Genomic DNA, 18,803 nt, shown 5'->3' with positions numbered 1-18,803 from the left:
CAAGCGAAGTGGATCCGGTTCGCGTAAAGAAAACGCGTCAAAACAAGAGTCTGGAGCTTCGGTTCTGATTTAATCAGAACCGAAGCTCTAATCGGCATCGACAACTCGGCCGTCGAAATCGGATTCTAATTCACCGCTGCGGGTTTCACACCCACAACCAGTCGGAGGCGAAGACCTGCACGGCCGGAAGCACGTCTGTCTGCACGGCGGGCAGGAAGTTGGTCTGCACCGCTGGCAGGGCGTTTACCTGCACCGCAGGAAGGAACTTCTGCACAGCCGGGAGGAGGTCGACGTGAGATGCATCGGCGTTGGCGAACGCCCGGGGCTCGAACGGATTGGGGATGTCCTCGCGGGCAAAAAGGAAATCAAAGTCCGGCATCGCGGACTGGCCGTCCAGACCGGCCGCGGTCTGGGAATCCTGCATCGTGAAATTGAAGTCGTGCATTGCCGGCGCGCCGGTTTCCGGCGTGCGGCCCAGGAAGCTGTTGAATTGGTCGAACACGAAGCCGCCATCCTGCGGCCCGAGGACCGGCGAGATTTCGGTACCTGACGTGGCGGTATGGGTTTGGGCGCCATTGAGGTCGGCTGAGTTCACACCGCCGGATGGTTGTCCGGATCGCGGCCCAAATAGCCACCGAACAGGCTCGAGACGAGCCCACCTTTGGGCAGCGCAGGAAGCTCCGACGCGATTAGGCTATCCGCGGTGTCGATGTTGGCTTGGAAATTGGTGGTAGCAGGCGTGCGGCCATAGGTGCTGATCATTCGCATGACATTGTTTCCTTCGCGCGGCGCCCCGGAGCTATTCCCTGGGCCGCGCCGGCGCGCGTTCACAGCCTTGGTCGCGGCGAGGCGGCGCCGGGAGGATGCTGGAACGACGAACCGTGTCTGCTGGAGCGACAGAATCCTCGTCTTGCGGGCTTTGAACCGAAAGGTACTCAGCTGCGACCAAGTCCAGTTGAGGATGCTGATAGCAGGTAGGGGACATGGATCACGCAACGGTCGCGCCAAACGGCGACCTGGCATTTCGCTTTCTGACCGACGAATGGCCGGAGCGGGATCGCATCGCTGTTATCCGGGACCTCTTCGCCCGCGCCATCTGTCGATTCGAGCTCGAGCCGTCGCCGGACCACCGCGTGTTCGGCGAAGCGAAGTTGCGCGCCATGCCGGGGCTGGGGCTGGCCCATCTGACTTCATCGCCCGCGCAAGTCTGGCGTGCGCCCACCGACAATGATCTGATATTCACCGTCTGGTTCGCCGGCGCGAACAGCCTGAAACATTGTGGCCGTGAAACCGCAATTGGCGAAGGCGACGCGTTCCTGACAATGTCGACCGAGCGGTCGGCGTGGACGTTTTCGGACGCGCAGTTCCTGTCGTTCCGCCTTCCCGCCAGGGAAATCGCGGCGCGGGTTCCTGACGTCGAAAACCGGGTGGGACGCAAAATTCGGCGCGACACTGCAGCCCTCAAGCTGCTCACCAGTTATGCCGCCACGCTGCAGGACGCGAGCGCGACCGCGACGCCGGAACTGCGGCAGCTGGCAGTGACGCACATATACGACCTCGTGTCGCTGACCCTCGGCGCGACGGGCGATGCCGCTGATGTCGCCAGGGAGCGCGGGGCGCGCGCGGCGCGGCTGAGCGCTATCAAGGCCGACATCGTCGAAAATATTTCCCGCGCGGATCTGTCGGTGGCCAGCATTGCGGCGCGCCATCGCCTACCGGTGCGCTACGTGCAGCGGCTGTTCGAAACCGAGGGCACCAGCTTCACGCAGTTCGTGCTGGAGCAGCGGCTCGCCCGAGCGCGGCAGATTCTAATCAATCCGCAGCTTGCCCATTTCAAGATGAGCATGGTCGCGATCGAGGCGGGGTTCTCCAACATGTCCTATTTCTACGAGACGTTCCGCCGCCGCTATGGCGCCTCGCCGTCGGACGTCCGGGCCGAGGCGCGGCGAGACAACTGAATATTCCTCGCGATGATTGCGAAAGCCGGGCGGCTGCTCGAAGCAGTAAATATTGAAGCGAACATCGGCAGCTGCGAACGAAGAGAGAGCACGCTAGCTCGCGCGTCGTCCGGCGAGCCAGCCTGCGACCGGCGAGAGAAAGGCCAGGCACCAGATGAACTGCGACACCTTCGGGGAGAAGGTGGCGACGGCTGTTCCGATCACGAACACCAAAATCGGGAATAGGACCGTCACCCGCAATGGCATGTCGCGGCGGCCCCTGAGGGCGATAACCCACAGCAGCCCGTTCAGCGTGGCGATCGTGGCGAGATGAAGTCCGTAGATCACGGCGACCACGCCGTCGAGCCGCCAGCTGCCGTAGAGGCCGTTGGTCACCGGCAGGATGATGATCGACAGAAGAAACAGCAGATTGAGGAACACGACGCCGCGGCTGGCTTCCGGCGCGACGGCGAGCCGCCGGTGATGGCTGAACCAGAACAGGCCGGCGACCACGAAGCTGATCGCCAGCGCGATGACCGGTTGCGCATAGACGCGAACGAGGTCGATCCAACCCGGCGCGCTCGCGAAACTGGCGGCCTTCGGCAGGTCGTAGGCGAGCAGCGTCATGGCAACGCCGAAGATCGTGTTGCTCAGCATCTCCAGCCGACGCATTTCGAAAAGGCTAGTCTGCTGCAAAGTTGCTCCCCCGCCACGCTTCGCGCCAATGATCGACGTGGCTGCCCCGGTTTTGGCCCATTAGGCTGTCCGTCTTCGCTTTCGCTGCGCTTCAGCTACGCCGGACACGCTTCGCCCCGACGGCCTCCGCGTGGCTGCGCCACGCGTAGCCCGTCAGGGCGAAGCGTGGTGCGGGCGGTGGGACTCGAACCCACACGACGTTGCCATCGAGGGATTTTAAGTCCCTTGCGTCTACCAATTCCGCCACGTCCGCTTTAGTCAGAAGATCAGGTACTTAGCGCGTTTGCCCGCGAAGTGGAAATGGGATAATCCGCCCCCGGAAACCGCGCCTTTCCTTAAGGGAACGCGGGGCCGGACGCAAAGCCTCAATGCGGACATCTGGTCCTGCTTTAGGCAATCTCAACGTTGTAGGCTTATGAAGGTCCGATGCCCGTATCCTCGTCCCATCGCCGGCGAATTTCGCGTGCCGTAGGCGTGTTGGCGCTGCTCGCGGCCGGGGCAGGGCTCTCCGGCTGTGCCAGCGTGGGCGACAACATGTCGACGGCTTTCGCCGATCCCGCCAAATATGACCTCTATGAATGCAAGCAACTCGAGACGGAACGCGCCCGGATTACCGGGCGCAAGGCGGAGCTGAACGGCCTGATGGCGAAGGCTGAAACCGGCGTCGGCGGGTCGGTGGTGTCGGAGCTTGCCTATCGCAACGAACTCATTGCGGTCCAGGGCCAATCGAAATTCGCCGAGGAGGCCTGGCGGCGCAACAAATGCCAAGAGTCGCCGCAATCGCCGCCGGAACCCAAACCTGCCGCGAGCGCTGCGGCGATACCGCCTGCGCCGTCTGCAGGCGTCAAGGGATCGCGTCCATCGTCGCGATGACGCGCCCTGCGGAAGTTCTCCCGCGCCATGCGCTCGCGTCGGATGTTCACACCCGCCAGTCGTAAATCCAGTCCTGCCGCGCCAGCATTCGCCTTGGACCAAGCGACTTGATGGCGAGATCGCGCGCGAGCGCCAATGGTCCGGTCAGATGATAGATTTGTCCCGACCGCCGGGCGGCGCGCTGAACCCTTAACACGCGGGCGCGGCGCAGCCGTCCGTAGCGCTTCAACGCCACCGGGATGCCGGCGGTATTTTCGCCGGCGCATTCGCTCAAGGCTTTCGCCAGTACCGCGGCGTCCTCGATCGCCATTCCCGCGCCTTGGGCTGCGAACGGCAGCATGGCGTGCGCGGCATCGCCGAGCAGCGCGATCGCGCCGTCACTCCAGCCGCCGATATCGGGCACCGTGAACAGCGCCCATCGCCGCCATTCGTCGACGGCGCCGATCAGCATTCGCGCGGTCGCCGGCCATTGCTGCGAGAACGCCGCCTTGATTTCGTTGGCCTCGCCCGGTGCGCTCCAGCCCGGCCTGTTCCACGTCCCCGGCACGATGGCGACGACATTGATGCGCCGCCCGCCCGAGATCGGATAGGCGACGAGATGCGCTCTTGGTCCCATCCAGAGTTGCACCCGGGGCGAGGTATATTCGCGCGGCAGCGCCGTCGCATCGAGCGTGCCGCGCCAGGCGATCAGACCGGAGAATTGCGGCTGGACCTCCGGGAACAAATGATGCCGGACCGCCGACCAGATGCCGTCGGCGCCGATCAGCGCCACCGCCAGTTCCTGTTGCCGCGCATTGCCGCGGCGCCCCACGACCGTCAGTCCCTTGGCGTGCGCGGTGACGTCCTCGAACTGGCAGCCAAGCCGCAATTCGATGTCGGGACTGTGGTCGACCTCGGCCTGCAGCGCCGCCTGCAGGTCGGCGCGATGCACCACCCAATAGGGTGCGCCGGCGCGAAAATTCGCGGCCTCGCCGAGCGGCAGGCGGGCGATCTCGCCGCCCTCCCGGGCGCTCATGATGTTGATGGATTCGGGCGTCACGGCGCGCGGCGCGAGCCGCGGTTGCAGACCGAGTTCAACCAGGATGCGGCTGGCGTTGGGCGACAGCTGCAGGCCGGCGCCGGCTTCCTCCAGCCGCTCGGCCTTCTCCAGAACGACGATGCGAAAGCCTTGCTTGGCGAGCGCCAGCGCCGCGGTCAGTCCTCCGATCCCGGCACCAGCTACAACGATGGTGCGCGTAACCGCCACGGCGGATCTGTCAGGCGACTTTGTCTTTCAGCACGCATTCCGGGGGGCGCGCTTCGCCGGCTTTGAGATCGGCGGCAAACCGGTACAGCGTGGAGCAATAGGGGCAGATGATCTCGTTGTCGTTGCCGAGGTCCAGGAAGACATGCGGATGGTCGAACGGCGGATTGGCGCCCACGCACATGAATTCCTGCGAGCCGATCTCGATTACCGAGACGCCGGCGTCGTTATGAAAGTGCGGGACGACATGATCGGACATCTTGTTTCACCTTGGATAGCAATGACGGACGGGCGCAACCAACGCGATGCGGCGGCCCGAAACGCCGCGCACCATACTGACGGGTTCCGTTGATTCCTATAGCCCAGATTCTTGAAGGTCGCCGCCGCACATTTGCTCATGCAAATTCGACACAATCTTGTCGTCCCAGAGAAGCCCTTCTTTCGTCGGGGACGTTGTGTCGCAAATGCGGCACATTATGTTGAGGGCAGTGAAAACCCGGGTTTTGCAGGATGAAGCGGGCGGGGCTCAGTTTGGCGGTGGCGGGCATGGCGGCAACTATCGCCGTGGGTGCGGCGCTATGGCCACACGCGCGCGACGCTTTTGCGATCCTGGCGGCGCAGGACGAACCGTCCGAACTGGCCGATCTGAGGATCAATTCTGCCCTGCGGAACAACCCGGCGCTGGTCGCAGAAAATATCGAGGCCGCACTGGCCTCAGGCGATGCCGATCTTGCCGGCAGCTTTGCCGAATTGGCGCGCGACAAGAATGTCGCCATTGGCGAAGAGCTGTCGCAGCGCGTGAACGAGGCCGTCACGGACGCGAACTCAACCTCGCATTTTGCTAAACGTTTCGCGGTCGGTCTCGTCACCGGCAACGCCGAGGATGTCGCGAGCCTGTCGGGCACGGTGGCCGGCGATCTCTTCGTGTTCGGCGATATCCGCGACGTGGTGCGCGAGAGCAAGCATCTGGCGATGGGCGAGGATACCGATCATCTGATACTTGGGCTTGCGACGGTGGGCCTGGCGGTGACGGCGGCGACCTATGTGTCGGTCGGTGGCGCGTTACCGGTGCGTGCCGGGCTGACCATGGTCAAGGATGCCCGCAAGGTCGGGCGCCTGGGCGAGGGGCTAACGCTATGGGCCGGCCGCTCGGCGCGCGAGGTCGTCGATGGGCCGATGCTGCAGAAGGCGGTCGCTTCCGGCTCGGTGCTGCGGCCCGGCGCAACCGTAAGCGCGATCAAGGCGGCGTTCCGCGCCGAGAAGGCCGGTGCGCTGGTTCGGCTGGCCAAGGACGTCGGCCGCATCGGAGAGAAGGCCGGTACGCGCGGTGCGCTCGACACGCTGCGCATCGCCGAGGGCCCGAAGGATATCGCACGCGCCGCCCGGCTCGCGGAATCCAAGGGTGGCCAGACGCGGGCGATCCTGAAACTGTTCGGCCGCGGCGCCCTGCTGCTGGCGGCCGGCGCATTCAATCTGTCGCTGTGGGTATTCAGTGCACTGCTGGCGCTGTTCGGCTTCTTGTCGTCGATCAAGGCGATCACCGAACGCGCCACCATCGCGTATCTGCGCCGCAAGAAGGCGAGGCGGCTGCGTGCGCAGGCGGCGGCCGCGGCGTTGCTTCCCGGCCCGGCTCTGGCGGGCGCCGCCGCCTGCGGCTAGAGTTGCGATCTTTCCGATCGCGCCTTTTGAACTCCCCAAAAAATGGAACTAGCGATGCCGAGTTTTCACAACGGCGATATCGAAATTGCCTATCTCGACGAAGGCGAGGGCGATCCGATCGTTCTCGTCCACGGCTTTGCCTCGAGCAAGAACGTCAACTGGGTCTATCCGACCTGGGTGTCCGAACTGAAGAAAGCCGGGCGCCGCGTGATCGCGCTCGACAACCGCGGTCATGGCGATTCCGGCAAGCTCTACGACTCCGCGCAATACGAGATCGCGATCATGGCCGGCGACGTCATCGCGCTGCTGGATCATTTGGCAATCGAGCGGGCCGACGTGATGGGCTATTCGCTGGGATCGCGGATGACCGCGGTAATGGCGCTCAGCCAGCCGCAGCGGCTGCGCTCGGCGATCCTGGGCGGCATCGGGATCGGGATGATCACGGGCGGTGGCCCCGGTGAGAACGTAGCCCTCGCACTCGAGGCGCCGTCGCTGGAGGACGTCACCGATCCGGTCGGGCGGACGTTTCGCGCTTTTGCCGACCAGACCCGTTCCGACCGCCGCGCGCTGGCGGCCTGCCTGCGCGGCTCGCGGCGCCTGATGACGCGGGATGAAGCCGCCGCTATCCGCGTGCCCGTGCTGATCGCGGTCGGCACGTCAGACGAAATCGCAGGTTCGGCGCAGGCGCTGGGCGAGATCATTCCGGACGCCGAGGTGCTGGATATTCCGAACCGCGATCACATGCGCGCGGTCGGCGACAAGGTCTACAAGGCCGGCGTCATCGATTTCCTGTCACGGCGAAGCTGAGCCTTCGCGTGGGTCCTCGGCGAAAAATTGCCGCGCCGTCGCGATCAGCACCACGAAGGTCGCGACCCACGCCATGCGCGCGCCATAGCGGTCATGCGGGCCTGATATCACGGCGCAGATAAAGGCGTTGCCGAGCACGGCGAGTGTAACGGTTCCCGCGAGCAGCGTGAGATCGTCGAACGGACGCCGCCACAGGCCGCGACCGAACACGATTACGGCCAGCAGCATCGAGACAAGCGCCACCGGCACGTGGAGACGGTTGATGGCGGCGAAGTCGAGCCGCCAGCGCTGCTGGTTCGCTGCGCGCATCGCCTTGACCTGCGTTGGGATATAACGCTCGATGATCCCGTAGGTGTGGCCGATCCATTCATTGGTGCCTTCGCCGGTCGCGACATGGACCAGTTGCCGCGCGGTTCCGGTGATCGCCGCCTCGATCTGCCGTGCCGGATATTCGGCCAGCGAACGCAGCACGATGAAGCTCATCTCGTCGCCGAGGCCCTTGAAGCGGCCAAGCGTGTTGAACATGCTGTTGCCCCACAGAAATTGATCGGCCGTTGCAGGCAACTGGTCGCGATAGGGACAGAGCTTCAACTGCTGCTGCGGACAATGCTCGTTCAGGTAACGCGCGACGATGCCGTCCTGCAGCATGCGTCCGAAGGCGACGCCATAGCCGCCGGGCGTCCACGCCACTTTCCCCGACAGTGCGAAATTCGCCGCCAGCAGCATCGCAGCACCCGCGACGAGGGTGAGACTGCCCTGCATCAGTCCGGAAACCGTAATCCGCCCGCGCGAAAACGGACGCACGATCCAGCCCACACAACAGAGCCCGAGCAGCACCGCCAGCGTCGCGCTGTGCGAGGCCGCGGCGAACGCCGTCAGCGCGAACAGCGAACATTTTTCGATTGTCGAAGTCCGCCCACCGAGCGCGACCAGGATGAAGAGCGACAGCACCGACAGGCCTGCGTAGAGGTCGGTCAGAAGCGTACTCGCGAGCCACGGCAGTGCGGTGGCCAGGGCCAGCACCAGGCTCATCGCCAGCAGCCGCAACGGTTGGGCGATTTCGAATGCGCGCAGCGTCAGCTGCAGGATCCACAACGTTGCCAGCGCCTGGATGCCGAGATTGATCCAGAATGCGGAGTCTTCGCCGAAATGCAGATAGAGGCCGAACACCGTGGAGCGGCTTGGCACGAGGTAGCCCTCATACCAGCGTGCCAGATAGCCGCCGGTATCCCATTGGAGCAGCGGATAGCCGTTCCACAGGGCAGGGGCGAGCAACATCAGGGGGATGGCAATGGCGGCGATCCAGACCAGCCGTGAGTCGGCCGTCCGCGCGCGCAAAATCTGCGTGTTGATGTGATTTACCCCCAGTTTCGGCCAGCTTGCCCGGAATGGCCGGGGGGCCGAAATTCACCAATAGTCGGACCTTATCCGGCTTGATTTCCTGAAATCGCCAACCACCTTGAACTGACCCTCACCGATCCTGGGGCGTTCGGCGGGGGTTTACTCTGCCGGCGCCCGCCCCGGGACAGCCATCCGTCCGCCGTGCTATAACGCCGGGCGAAACAAGTCACGAGAACAAGCCGAGAAACCCGAGAGAAGCCCGAGAGAAACCCATGGCAGTGCATCAGGTCAGTCCGCAGGGTTCGAAGCTGGCCGCGCTCGATCCGATCTGGGATCGCGTGCGGAACGAGGCGGAAGACATCGTTCGCCGCGAGCCGGAACTGGCGTCCTTCATCTACTCGACCGTGCTGCATCACGAGCGGCTGGAAGATGCGGTGATCCACCGCCTGGCCGAGCGGCTCGATCATTCGGCGCTGTCGGGCGATCTGATCCGCCAGACCTATGACGAGGCGCTGCGCGACGAACCCGATCTCGGCAATGCGTTCCGCGCCGATCTGGTCGCGGTGTATGACCGCGATCCTGCGACGTCGCGCTTCATCGATCCCTTGCTTTACTTCAAGGGCTTCCACGCCCTGCAGACTCATCGGCTGGCGCACTGGCTGTATAAGCGAGGGCGCAAGGATTTCGCCTACTACCTGCAGAGCCGGGCGTCCGCGGTGTTCCAGACCGACATCAACCCGGCGGCGACCATCGGCCGCGGAATCTTCCTCGATCATGCGACCGGTTTCGTCTGCGGTGAGACGGCTGTCATCGAGGACGACGTTTCGATCCTGCACGGTGTCACGCTCGGCGGCACCGGCAAGGAGAACGAGGATCGCCATCCCAAGATTCGCCACGGCGTGCTGATCGGGGCCGGCGCGAAAATTCTCGGCAATATCGAGATCGGTCACTGCGCGCGCATCGCCGCCGGCTCGGTGGTGGTCAAACCGGTGCCGCATAATGTCACCGTGGCGGGTGTTCCGGCCAAGATCGTTGGCGAAGCCGGCTGCGCCGAGCCATCGCGCACCATGGACCAGATGCTCAACGCGATCGGAATCTGATTTCTATAGCGTTTTCCAGCGAAGTGGACCCGGTTCGCGCTAAGAAAACGCGTCAAAACAAGGAATCTAGAGCCCCGTTTCGATTCAATCGAAACGGGGCTCTAGGGATTTTCTGACCTGTCGATCTCGTGAAGATACGGCTGGCGGTCTGTGCCGTCTCGGCCTAAAACTCCCCGGAAACCCCATATTATCCGATTGGAGACCACCGTGGACGTTCAGGAAGTCAGGAAGCTCGACGCCTATCTCAAGCGCGTATTCGGCAACCAGAAAATTCGCGTGGTGCCGCGCCCGAAAAAGGATGATTCCGCCGAGGTCTATATCGGTGAGGAGTTCATCGGCGTCCTGTTCGTCGACGACGAAGACGACGATCGTTCCTTCCAGTTCCAGATGGCGATCCTCGAGGAAGACCTGGTCGATCAGGGCTGACGCGGATGCGTAGGATGGGCAAAGGCGCGTAGCGCCGTGCCCACCACCTTTGTTCGACGAAAGAAATGGTGGGCACGCTGCGCTTTGCCCACCCTACAAAAGCCGGCGCTTGCGCCGCTATTTGTGTGGCCCCTGCAATTGCGCTGTCAAACGGTTCATCGCATTGGCGACGTCGCGCCATTGCGATAGCCAGCTCCGCGGAAATCTGAATGTCAGGTCGGCGCCGTCGACACGGCGCTCGCTCAGGCACATTCCGGGCGTCACCCCGTCGCGCGTGCAGCGCGCGTTGAGGCCTGGCGCGCCGGCGGTGAACAGATCCTCGTTGGAATAGGGCGAGCCGTCGCGAAACGCGCGCATCGTAAGTCCGTCGTCGATCGGCGTTGCAGCCTGCTCCAGATAGCGCGGATAGATGGTGCGGACGCGGACGTCGGGCGCCAGCGTGTCGTGGTGTGCCGAGATCGACAGGAAGATCCGGTCGATCGGCTGCACCTTTTCTTCGACCGTGTCGGCACTGACGTGCTTCGGCGACTCGGGCGCCTCGAGCGAAGGGAATGTGAAGCTGAGATCGACGCGTTCCTGTGGACCGGAATGGCGCTGGATTTTCCTGCGGATCGCCGACGTCGGCACGTTGAAGAGGGTGCCGCCCACGCTGACCGGTAACCGCGACGGCGCGTTGGCTGCGCCGTTGCCCCAGGTCGGCCACAACAGATAGGCCACGAGTCCGATTGCGCCGGCGGCGATGGTCGCTGCCACCACGATCAGGACCATGTGCGAGCGCGGGTCTTTCCGCGTGTCGCGGGCGATGTGCTGGGCCGTCGAAAGCAATGTCATGAAAGAAGTATCGGTCGAGTTCGAGGCTGAGGCCGAATCACCCGGCGAATATGCCACGGGCGGCGGGATTTCCGTATGATTTCACCGGCATCGGGCAAGCGCGAGCCATGCGCGAACGGGATTGTGGCCTTCAGCTGTTAACCTTTCCTTAAGGATGCTGTGGCGGCGGGTCCCCGATTTTGCGAAAGCAGGGCGCGGTTTGCTCTGTAGCGGATGTGTTCCATGTCGCCCGATGCGTTGAATTCCCTGTTTTCCCTTTGCATCGGTTTTGCGCTCGCGGGCGCGTTGACCAGCGGCTACCAGGCCATGGCGGCGCGGCCCGCCGGCTTCGGGCTGCTCGGCAATGGCGTGGCGCCGAAGACGTTTGCGGCGGTTCCGTTCCTGGTTTTTGCCGCCCCCTTCATCATCATGCGCAATACGCTGCGCGGCGCCAGGATCGAGCGCCGCCGCTTCGAATTCGTGATGATGGCGACCGTGCTCGCTGGCTTCTGGAGCCTGATGTCCGGCACGTTCTTCCTGATGACGCTGCGGGCCGCAGGCCTGTTCGCTTAAAGCCTGTTCGCCTGAGGCGTATCCGGCCGCTTGCTTGATCATGCGCTGGCGGCTGTGCCAAGGTCTCCGCAAATGGAGACCTGATCATCATGGCGATCTACGAACTTGACGGGCAGGGGCCCGATCTTCCCGCGGACGGAAACTATTTCATCGCCGATACCGCCACCGTCATTGGCAAGGTGCGTCTGAAGAACGGGGCCAGCGTGTGGTTCGGCGCCGTGCTCCGCGGCGACAATGAGTGGATCGAGATCGGCGAAGGCTCCAACGTGCAGGACAATTCGACCTGCCACACCGATCCCGGCTTTCCGCTGACGATCGGGAAAAACTGCACCGTCGGCCACAACGTCATCCTGCACGGCTGCACGCTCGAGGACGGCGCGCTGGTCGGGATGGGCTCGATCGTGATGAACGGCGCGAAGATCGGCCGCGGCAGTGTCGTCGGCGCGGGATCCGTTATCACCGAGGGCAAGGAATTTCCCGAGCATTCCCTGATCATCGGCTCGCCCGCGCGCGTGATCCGCACGCTTTCGCCCGAGCAGGCGACGGCGATGGGACGTGCGGCGAAGTCCTACGCCATCAACGGGCCGCGTTTCAAAAAAGGTTTGAAGAAGATCGGCTGAACGCAGCGTCAGGTATCTTCGGATTCGTTTGCCTCAGCCGCGCCGGCTACCTGCTCGTGCCCGGCGGCCCAGAGCGCATGCTGTTCGCTGCCGTCCTGATATGGATTGGCTTCCGCCGGAATGTTCTCGCGCGCGGCGCGCTGACCCTGCTCGAACGGATCGGGATCGGTCGTCATGATGTTGCCTTCCGGGCTTTTGATTTCTTCTGGTTTGCAATTTTCTCTGTTTTGGCGCTGGAAAGTTTTGCGCTCTTGCGAAGTGCGTCCCTGAGATCGATCGGGATGCCGTGCTTCTTCAAGACGTCAGCAAAGGCTTCATCGGCCAGTTCCTGAATCGTCGCCATCCGGTCGCGACCAAGCTGAGTCAGCTTGTCGAACGTGTCGTCGTCGAAAGCGATCAGTTTGCGCACGCGTCCTCGGCTCCGGCAACGTGGCGGATACGTTTGCATAATGGTCCGCGCCCGAAATCGTTCCGGCCGGAACAAGCCTGTTTCGCCGTCGTTGAACCTGGAAAGGAGTTCTCGATGACCAAACCAACCGCATTTGCAGCAATGATCGCGCTCACCATCCTGACCGTGCCTGCCATTTCGTTGGCGCAAAGCGCAGGCGGCGGCAGCGCAAGTGCTGGCGGCACAAGTGCCGGCGGCGCCGCGAGCGGCTCGACGACAGGAAGCAGCAGCGCGGTGGGTACGCCCAATGCGGGATCGGCGGGCGCCGGCTCGACCTCCATCAACGGCGTGCCACCCGGCCCGGCAAACGCGGCAGGTCTGAACAATTCGGGCAACGATCCGAGCGGCACAGGCAACGCGGCCAGGCTTCCCGCTGCGCCCGGCACCAACAGCGCCGGCACCGCCCAATCGTCGGGCCCGGCCGTGAACACCGGGGCCGGGGTCACGACCGGCGCTGCGGGCACAGGGTCGATGGAGCGACCGCATGCAGATGTCGATGCCGCTATCCAGCAGGAAAACAGGACCATCGATCGCAAGGTGAAGAGCATCTGCCGCGGCTGCTAGCTACAGCGGCTGCACGTTGCCCGGTCGCGCAGAAGTGCGAACACAGGCCGAGCGATTGAGCCGGTTCAGGTTGCAACTAATCCCGGTCCGGCGGGTTATCGGGATGATTTCCGCGGCCCCGGTGTTTAATCACCGAGGCCGCGTTTGGTTTGCTGGTAGGTCGTTTGCATCACTTTGGGGGTGCTGAACATGCTCTCAGTCCCGGCTTTGACGTTCGTGCTCCTGGGTATCGTCGTTACTCTGGGAGCGGCCGTCGTCTGGATACTCTGGGAAATCGAGCGGACGGCATCCAGGCCGCATCGCAACAGGGATCGCGCCGGATAGGCCGTCTGTTGGAATAGCGCGCAGCCCTTTGATGCGCGCTGTTGTTCACGTCTGTCGTTTGCCCGCCGGTATTCTTAGCCCAGCACGCCGTATTTCTTGAACCAGGCCTGCATCTGCGCCCACGCGTCGTCGGCCGCTTCCTTGCGATAGCTGGCGCGGTAGTCGGCGTGGAAGCCATGCGGGGCACCCGGATAAATCTTGAACTCGGCGGTCTTCTTGTTCGCCGCCAGGGCGGCCTTCAGGGCTTCGACGGTGGCGACGGGAATGCCGCTATCGGCTTCACCATAGAGGCCCAGCACCGGCGCCTTCATCTCGGGCGCGAGCTGCGTCGGGCTCTTCGGCCAGAGCGGGTTCGGCGGATCGACCGGCGGGCCGTAAAACGCGGCGCCTGCCTTCAGCGTGGGACTATGGGCGGCGTATTCCCAGACCGTCCGCCCGCCGCGGCAGAACCCGATGATGCCGAGCCGGGAAGTATCGCCGCCCTGCGACTTCGCCCACGCCACCGTGCTGTCGAGGTCGGACAGCAATTCGGCGTCCGGTTTCGAATTCACGATCGGCAGCAGTTGCGGGATGTCGGTGACCTTGGTGAGATCGGTGCCCTTGCGGAAATAATAATCCGGCGCCACCGCGAGCACGCCGAGCTTGGCGAGGCGCCGCGTCACGTCCTTGATGTATTCATGCAGCCCGAAAATCTCCATCGCCACCAGCACGACCGGCGGATTGGCGGCGCCTTCGGGACGGGCGAAATAGCCGGGCATCTCGCCGTCGGCCACCTTGATCCTGGCATCGCCGGCGTTGAGGCCGTTGGTGTCGGTCTTGATGACGTCCGCCCGCACCGGCCCGGCGGCGAGCGTATAGCCGGCCGTGACGGCGGCCGTCGCGGTCATGAAGCTGCGGCGGGAAAACGGCCCGACTTTGGTCAGTCCGATGACATCGGCGGTCGGCAGTGCTTCGGTGCTCATTAGGGAGGCCTCCTTGCGTGGCGTCTTCCGGCGCAAGGGGATCCCTCTGCATAGCAATCAAGTTTACGCAGATTGCGTAGACTTATCTGCGCCGAAAACGCATCAAAAACAAACGAGTAGGGCGCGGCTCTCATGTATCAGAACCGCTCGGGCTCAAGCGAAGCGCATTCAGCAAACAATACCGGCCAAAGGCAAATCACCTGCCTGCGAGGTTCAATTTGATCGTGGATTTCGGAAGCGCCGGGGCGAGGGATGAATGGGGGCCCAAAAAACAAGGCCGTCGACGCAGTATACCGTCAACGACCTTGCCAGCCCCGGATATTGAAATCGGCTCACGCCATCCGGTGAACTGCAGCATGCCGGAGATTCCCGCGGTCATATGTGAAGCAGTTCACACTCGGAACACAAAATTGGCGGGAAGGCGGGTTTTTGGTGGCAAGGAGAACTGCCGCGCGGTGGCCTTATAGCCGGGCACGACGTCCCGGGCTGAACGTCACAACCAGCCAAGGGCACTGATCGTGCGGGGAGCACCGCGATGGCGCCTATCCGTTCCTCTGGCTTTGAGGGATGCCCCGACCCCGTCCGGGGCCAGCGTCAGCCGTTCGACCTGCCGCGCTTGAGTTTGGCGCTCTTGCTCGCGCGCGGCTTTGCCGCGCTGGATTTCCTGACCGGCCGTTTGCGGGTAGAGGGCGGGGCGGCCGGTTCGGCCGCCTGCGCGCTCGCGAACGATTGCCGCAAGCCGTCGATCGATTCCGTCAGGGTGCCGACCTGTTCGGAGAGCTTTCTGGTATCGGCCTGCTGCGCGGCGAGCAGGCGGCGCACCGTCAGCAATTGATCCTGCACCACCTGGAGCTGGTCGATCGATTCCTGCTGGGTGGCTTCGAGGCCCTTGGTTTTCTCGACCAATTGTTCGGACGCCTGCGCGGTGCGTGCCTGCAATTGCCTGACCGCGACGACGCGGTCGGTTTCAGGCGCGCTGCCGGTATAGGCCCGCCATAGCGTGATCGAGCCTATTCCCAGTACGACGATGACGAGGGCAACAGCGCCGATTGCAATTGGCTGACCGCCGATACGCGCAAGCGCACTGGTATTCCCGGGGGCGGGCTCGATCATGAGATTCCAAATCCGGACGTAATTTCAATACCATCGCTTACCACAGGCTTGGCGGCCCCGAAACCCGAGATTAACCGAATCGAGGCGGGATTCCGGGTAAAACTTCAATATTTCCGGGGTTTTGCGCCGAAAAATGGTCTCGGACGGCCTCGCACGCTCTACGGCGGCCCTTGCAGATGCGCCCGGACAAATTGCCCCGCCTTGGCCAAGGCGCGGCGGCCATCTTCCAATCTCGCATTCCAGACCGGCCACGCATGGATCATGTGCGGCCAGATCTCGAGGCTCACTTCGACGTTGGCCGATCCGGCTGCGGCGGCCAGCCGTGTGGCGTCCGCCAGCAGCGTTTCCGCCGAGCCGACCTGGATCAGGAGTGGTGGAAAGCCTGCAAGATCCGCAAATAACGGCGAGATCAGCGGATCCCGGCGATCGAGCGGCGACGGCGCATAGGCGTCCGCGAGTTCGGCGAGATAAGCCCGGTGGATCAGCGGGTCGATCGCATCCTTGGTGTCGAGCGTGGCGCCCGACATTGTGAGGTCGGTCCAGGGCGAGACCAGCCAGGCGCAGCCCGGCAGCTGCTCGCCGGCCGCGCGCAACCGGCCGATCAGCCCGAGTGCAAGATTTCCGCCGGCGCTGTCGCCACCGACGGCGATGTTTGCCGCCGGCACGCCTTGCTTGCGCAGGAAGCGCCACGCCGTCAGCGCGTCCTCATGGGCGGCCGGGTAGGGATGCTCGGGCGCGCGGCGGTAATCGATCGCGAGCGAGCGCGACTGCGCCGCGCGGCCGGCCTCCGTCACCATCCGGCGATGGCTCACGATCGAACCGGAGCAATAACCGCCGCCGTGAAAATACAGCAGCACGCGCGACGGGTCGCTGCCTGATACAAGCGACCACTCGCCGGGCACGCCGTCGCAGTCGACGGCGTCACATTTCACATCGGCAGCCACCGGCCAGGTCGATCCGACTTCGTCGAGCCGCTGGCGCCGCTCCGACCATCCGACCGGTCGCGGTTTCGAACCCAGCAAGGCGCGGATAGCGTCGATCTCGTTGTGGGGCACGGTCGGTTCCTCCGAAGGGCGCCATCATCTCATATCTGGCGCGGCACAAAAAGTTGCGGCATGGCTTGGGCGAGGGCGACCGTAGCTCACTTGTAAAGCCGCTCGACGACGCGCAATCTTGCCGGCACCTCTCATGGGTCCGACGTTGCCCGATGGCCGGCATCCATCATGATCAGGAATGGAATCTATCTGGCGACCACAAGGTTTCAGGACGGCGTGGAAGCCTACAACCGACACGTGATGGTGCTGCGCGACGGCACGATGCGCGGTGGCGGTGGATTCTATTATACGGTCGGAAGCTACACCTGTTCTGACGGAAGGTGGAAAGGTGAAATGACCAGCCGGGAGCATACGCCGATTGACGGTACGTTTCCCTGGGCAGGAAAGGAAATCAGCATCGGATTTTCCGGAACCTATTCCGGGGAGGGTGCTGAGTTCGACGCCACTGCATTGGCTGGCAAGCGAAGCTTTCGCTTCAAATCGATCTACCGGCTGCTGCATGCCGATTGAGCGCTAGCTACTTCCTGAAATCAAATGCGGGCTCCCCAAAAAGGTTGCGGCCAGCCATTGGGGGATGGCTGGCCGCGCGCGAACCGGTCTGGGACGGGGAGGGGTGGGGATGTGACCGGGTCGCGGGTTCGTAAATTCCTTTGTCGTTAGCGATCGCGAGAACTGGCGGTGGCGACCGCGGGGCGGTTGTCACCGAGCGACACCCACAGATTAGGGTCGCTCTGCGACTGACGCTTGACGAAGCGGTAGCCGGTCTCCGTCCAGGCGAGGACGCTTTCGTTCTGGTTATCGAGCACGAATTCGCCCTTGTCGGTTTTGACCGTGAGCACCGCGTGGCCTTCGCCCTTCTTGTCGCGCACCACCGTGATCAGCAGCGCCTCGCGCGGCCAGCCGGCGTCGATCAGCATCTTGCGCTTCAACAGCACGTAGTCCTCGCAGTCGCCGTAGCCGTCTGTCGGCAACGACCATTTTTCGATCACACCCCAATGATCTATGTCGGTGATCGGCTTGATGGTCTCGTTGACCCACTTGTTGACTCTCAGCAAATCTCGCCATGCCGTCTGCGACAGCACGATGTCCCGCGGCTGTGATGCGCCGCCGCGGCAGTCGCCGGGATTCTCGGCGCAGAATTCAACCCAGCCGATCGGCGAACGCGTGGTGTCGCCGAGGCTGGCATAGAGCGCGTCGCCGGCTTTCGCCTGGAAACTCGTAGAGACGCTCATCCCCAGCAGGATGGCGGCAACCGCCAATCCCTTCCCCTGTCCCCTGAACAACATTGTGGCCCCCGTTTCTTGTTGGGACCATGTTTCGCACAAAGGATTTGCGCCGCCGCTAAGTCAGCCAAGTACATTTGACGTGAATACAAGTAAAAACAGACGCGAATTCGATCTATACTTGAATCGAATTCGACTAAAATTTGAAACAACTGCAATTGATTCAAATTTTACGCGTTAACGCGCCAGGCGCTGCCGCAGCTGCATTTGTGATTGCAAAAGCTGCTGGCGTTAACCTGCTCTGGCAGGCGCCAGAACGCACAAAGACGGTATCCGGCAACGCGGATACCGCCTCTTGAGGTCGATAAATCGGGGGTTTTGAGCGGCTGGCGCTTTACCGCGCGCTAACCGCGTCTTCGAGCGTTTCGGCGCTTTGTTCGTGGACGAACTCGAGCGCGAAGCCTTCTTCGAGATTTCGCACCACCCGGGACTGGACCTTGCCCAGCATGACGAGCGATTTCAGCGGCGGGCGGTTTTCCGCGGCAATCGCCGCACCCGACGCCGAGAGGTCGATGATCCGGCAGGTCATCTTGCTGCCGTCCTCGAGCGTGAGCAGCGCGATCGGGTTGCGCGGCACGATACGGTCGTGGCGGCGGTCTTCCGGCAGATTGAGGATATCGCGGTTGGCGAGCCAGGTGAGCTGGGCGGCAAGCTTGTCGCGCTTGCGCGCGGTCGCCCCCACGGTCATGGCAAAACCATTATCGATGATGCGGGTGATCTTGCCCTCAACCCGGCCGATATGGTCGAGATAGGCGATCACCCGGTCGCCGACATTGCCGATGCCGGGCGCCAGCAGGGCCAATCCGCCCGGCGACATATTGATGATCTGGCAGGGAAACTCGCGCCGGTCCGGCAGCATGTAGCGGCCGAGCAGGTGGACTTTCACGCGCTGGAAGCGCCGTCGCTCCTGGGCGACCGGTACAGCGGATTTTTTTTGCGCAAACGACATTCTTCGCCACCCGACGTCCG

At 63.5% G+C, this 18,803-nt stretch carries 24 protein-coding genes and 1 tRNA gene; 10 read left to right on the top strand and 15 right to left on the bottom strand.

Features of this window, described 5'->3' with window-relative positions; translation table 11 throughout:
• Positions 1-145: 145 nt before the first annotated feature.
• Both JQ641_RS12275 and JQ641_RS12270 read right to left on the bottom strand, forming a co-directional pair.
• On the bottom strand, positions 146-595 hold the full coding sequence (locus JQ641_RS12275; RefSeq protein ID WP_211996236.1) for a hypothetical protein: 450 nt from the start codon (positions 593-595) through the stop codon (positions 146-148).
• A complete protein-coding gene (locus tag JQ641_RS12270; protein WP_211996235.1) occupies positions 592-768 on the bottom strand; it encodes a hypothetical protein in 177 nt (58 codons plus the stop codon). The genes JQ641_RS12275 and JQ641_RS12270 overlap by 4 nt, the downstream gene beginning before the upstream one ends.
• Before the next feature lie 215 nt (positions 769-983).
• On the opposite strand from JQ641_RS12270, the gene JQ641_RS12265 reads away from it, so the two are divergent.
• Positions 984-1,958 carry an AraC family transcriptional regulator gene (locus JQ641_RS12265; RefSeq protein ID WP_211996234.1) on the top strand — a complete coding sequence of 325 codons (975 nt, stop codon included), beginning with the start codon at positions 984-986 and terminating at the stop codon, positions 1,956-1,958.
• 93 nt (positions 1,959-2,051) lie between these two features.
• Here JQ641_RS12265 and JQ641_RS12260 read toward each other — a convergent pair whose 3' ends face one another.
• Positions 2,052-2,609 carry a TMEM175 family protein gene (locus JQ641_RS12260; protein ID WP_211996404.1) on the bottom strand — a complete coding sequence of 186 codons (558 nt, stop codon included), beginning with the start codon at positions 2,607-2,609 and terminating at the stop codon, positions 2,052-2,054.
• A gap of 190 nt (positions 2,610-2,799) precedes the next feature.
• Positions 2,800-2,886: transfer RNA gene (locus JQ641_RS12255), tRNA-Leu, on the bottom strand.
• A 173-nt stretch (positions 2,887-3,059) separates the two neighbouring features.
• Between JQ641_RS12255 and JQ641_RS12250 the strand changes: the two genes are divergently transcribed.
• Complete coding sequence (locus JQ641_RS12250; RefSeq protein ID WP_211996233.1) at positions 3,060-3,506, top strand: twin-arginine translocation pathway signal; 447 nt, start codon at positions 3,060-3,062, stop codon at positions 3,504-3,506.
• 46 nt (positions 3,507-3,552) lie between these two features.
• Here JQ641_RS12250 and JQ641_RS12245 read toward each other — a convergent pair whose 3' ends face one another.
• On the bottom strand, positions 3,553-4,752 hold the full coding sequence (locus tag JQ641_RS12245) for an FAD-dependent monooxygenase (protein WP_211996232.1): 1,200 nt from the start codon (positions 4,750-4,752) through the stop codon (positions 3,553-3,555).
• A 10-nt stretch (positions 4,753-4,762) separates the two neighbouring features.
• On the bottom strand, positions 4,763-5,008 hold the full coding sequence (locus JQ641_RS12240) for a zinc-finger domain-containing protein (RefSeq protein ID WP_192734038.1): 246 nt from the start codon (positions 5,006-5,008) through the stop codon (positions 4,763-4,765).
• A 251-nt stretch (positions 5,009-5,259) separates the two neighbouring features.
• Between JQ641_RS12240 and JQ641_RS12235 the strand changes: the two genes are divergently transcribed.
• Both JQ641_RS12235 and JQ641_RS12230 read left to right on the top strand, forming a co-directional pair.
• Positions 5,260-6,408, top strand: coding sequence for a hypothetical protein (locus JQ641_RS12235; protein ID WP_211996231.1), 1,149 nt, complete (start codon positions 5,260-5,262; stop codon positions 6,406-6,408).
• A 54-nt stretch (positions 6,409-6,462) separates the two neighbouring features.
• A complete protein-coding gene (locus tag JQ641_RS12230) occupies positions 6,463-7,215 on the top strand; it encodes an alpha/beta fold hydrolase (RefSeq protein WP_211996230.1) in 753 nt (250 codons plus the stop codon).
• Here the strand turns inward: JQ641_RS12230 and JQ641_RS12225 are convergent.
• Positions 7,201-8,553: a hypothetical protein gene (locus JQ641_RS12225; RefSeq protein WP_249150376.1), complete on the bottom strand. Its 1,353-nt coding sequence runs from the start codon at positions 8,551-8,553 to the stop codon at positions 7,201-7,203. The two genes, JQ641_RS12230 and JQ641_RS12225, sit on opposite strands and share 15 nt — an antisense overlap.
• 275 nt (positions 8,554-8,828) lie before the next feature.
• Here JQ641_RS12225 and cysE point away from each other — a divergent pair, with 275 nt between their 5' ends.
• Together cysE and JQ641_RS12215 are read left to right on the top strand one after the other, a co-directional pair.
• Complete coding sequence (gene cysE, locus JQ641_RS12220) at positions 8,829-9,656, top strand: serine O-acetyltransferase (protein ID WP_192734034.1); 828 nt, start codon at positions 8,829-8,831, stop codon at positions 9,654-9,656.
• A gap of 207 nt (positions 9,657-9,863) precedes the next feature.
• A complete protein-coding gene (locus JQ641_RS12215) occupies positions 9,864-10,082 on the top strand; it encodes a DUF3126 family protein (RefSeq protein WP_192734033.1) in 219 nt (72 codons plus the stop codon).
• A 117-nt stretch (positions 10,083-10,199) separates the two neighbouring features.
• Here the strand turns inward: JQ641_RS12215 and JQ641_RS12210 are convergent, their stop codons facing one another.
• A complete protein-coding gene (locus JQ641_RS12210) occupies positions 10,200-10,913 on the bottom strand; it encodes a hypothetical protein (protein WP_211996229.1) in 714 nt (237 codons plus the stop codon).
• A 222-nt stretch (positions 10,914-11,135) separates the two neighbouring features.
• Here JQ641_RS12210 and JQ641_RS12205 point away from each other — a divergent pair, with 222 nt between their 5' ends.
• Together JQ641_RS12205 and JQ641_RS12200 are read left to right on the top strand one after the other, a co-directional pair.
• Positions 11,136-11,465, top strand: a complete 330-nt coding sequence (locus tag JQ641_RS12205) for a DUF6949 family protein (RefSeq protein WP_211996228.1) — start codon at positions 11,136-11,138, stop codon at positions 11,463-11,465.
• Between the two features lie 89 nt (positions 11,466-11,554).
• Positions 11,555-12,085, top strand: coding sequence for a gamma carbonic anhydrase family protein (locus JQ641_RS12200; protein WP_211996227.1), 531 nt, complete (start codon positions 11,555-11,557; stop codon positions 12,083-12,085).
• A gap of 8 nt (positions 12,086-12,093) precedes the next feature.
• Here JQ641_RS12200 and JQ641_RS12195 read toward each other — a convergent pair whose 3' ends face one another.
• Together JQ641_RS12195 and JQ641_RS12190 are read right to left on the bottom strand one after the other, a co-directional pair.
• On the bottom strand, positions 12,094-12,261 hold the full coding sequence (locus JQ641_RS12195) for a ribosome modulation factor (RefSeq protein ID WP_211996226.1): 168 nt from the start codon (positions 12,259-12,261) through the stop codon (positions 12,094-12,096).
• Positions 12,258-12,494, bottom strand: coding sequence for a hypothetical protein (locus JQ641_RS12190; protein WP_211996225.1), 237 nt, complete (start codon positions 12,492-12,494; stop codon positions 12,258-12,260). The genes JQ641_RS12195 and JQ641_RS12190 overlap by 4 nt, the downstream gene beginning before the upstream one ends.
• 114 nt (positions 12,495-12,608) lie before the next feature.
• Between JQ641_RS12190 and JQ641_RS37885 the strand changes: the two genes are divergently transcribed.
• Entirely contained in the window at positions 12,609-13,097 is a 489-nt protein-coding gene (locus tag JQ641_RS37885; RefSeq protein WP_249150375.1) for a hypothetical protein, read from the top strand.
• A 398-nt stretch (positions 13,098-13,495) separates the two neighbouring features.
• Here the strand turns inward: JQ641_RS37885 and JQ641_RS12180 are convergent, their stop codons facing one another.
• From JQ641_RS12180 to JQ641_RS12170, 3 genes are all read right to left on the bottom strand, one after another.
• A complete protein-coding gene (locus JQ641_RS12180) occupies positions 13,496-14,308 on the bottom strand; it encodes a dienelactone hydrolase family protein (RefSeq protein ID WP_249150395.1) in 813 nt (270 codons plus the stop codon).
• A gap of 669 nt (positions 14,309-14,977) precedes the next feature.
• Entirely contained in the window at positions 14,978-15,496 is a 519-nt protein-coding gene (locus JQ641_RS12175; RefSeq protein WP_211996223.1) for a hypothetical protein, read from the bottom strand.
• Between the two features lie 158 nt (positions 15,497-15,654).
• A complete protein-coding gene (locus JQ641_RS12170) occupies positions 15,655-16,551 on the bottom strand; it encodes an alpha/beta hydrolase (RefSeq protein WP_211996222.1) in 897 nt (298 codons plus the stop codon).
• A gap of 168 nt (positions 16,552-16,719) precedes the next feature.
• On the opposite strand from JQ641_RS12170, the gene JQ641_RS12165 reads away from it, so the two are divergent.
• Positions 16,720-17,061: a hypothetical protein gene (locus JQ641_RS12165; protein ID WP_192734025.1), complete on the top strand. Its 342-nt coding sequence runs from the start codon at positions 16,720-16,722 to the stop codon at positions 17,059-17,061.
• Between the two features lie 146 nt (positions 17,062-17,207).
• Here the strand turns inward: JQ641_RS12165 and JQ641_RS12160 are convergent, their stop codons facing one another.
• Both JQ641_RS12160 and JQ641_RS12155 read right to left on the bottom strand, forming a co-directional pair.
• Entirely contained in the window at positions 17,208-17,837 is a 630-nt protein-coding gene (locus JQ641_RS12160; protein ID WP_211996221.1) for a transglutaminase-like cysteine peptidase, read from the bottom strand.
• 331 nt (positions 17,838-18,168) lie between these two features.
• Positions 18,169-18,783: a PilZ domain-containing protein gene (locus JQ641_RS12155; RefSeq protein ID WP_211996220.1), complete on the bottom strand. Its 615-nt coding sequence runs from the start codon at positions 18,781-18,783 to the stop codon at positions 18,169-18,171.
• Between the last annotated feature and the right edge of the window lie 20 nt (positions 18,784-18,803).

Origin of the sequence: Bradyrhizobium sp. JYMT SZCCT0180, from assembly GCF_018130165.1 — a bacterium.
GTDB lineage: Bacteria > Pseudomonadota > Alphaproteobacteria > Rhizobiales > Xanthobacteraceae > Bradyrhizobium.
Note: the sequence above shows the minus strand (reverse complement) of the source record. Positions and strands in the feature narration are given on the sequence as shown.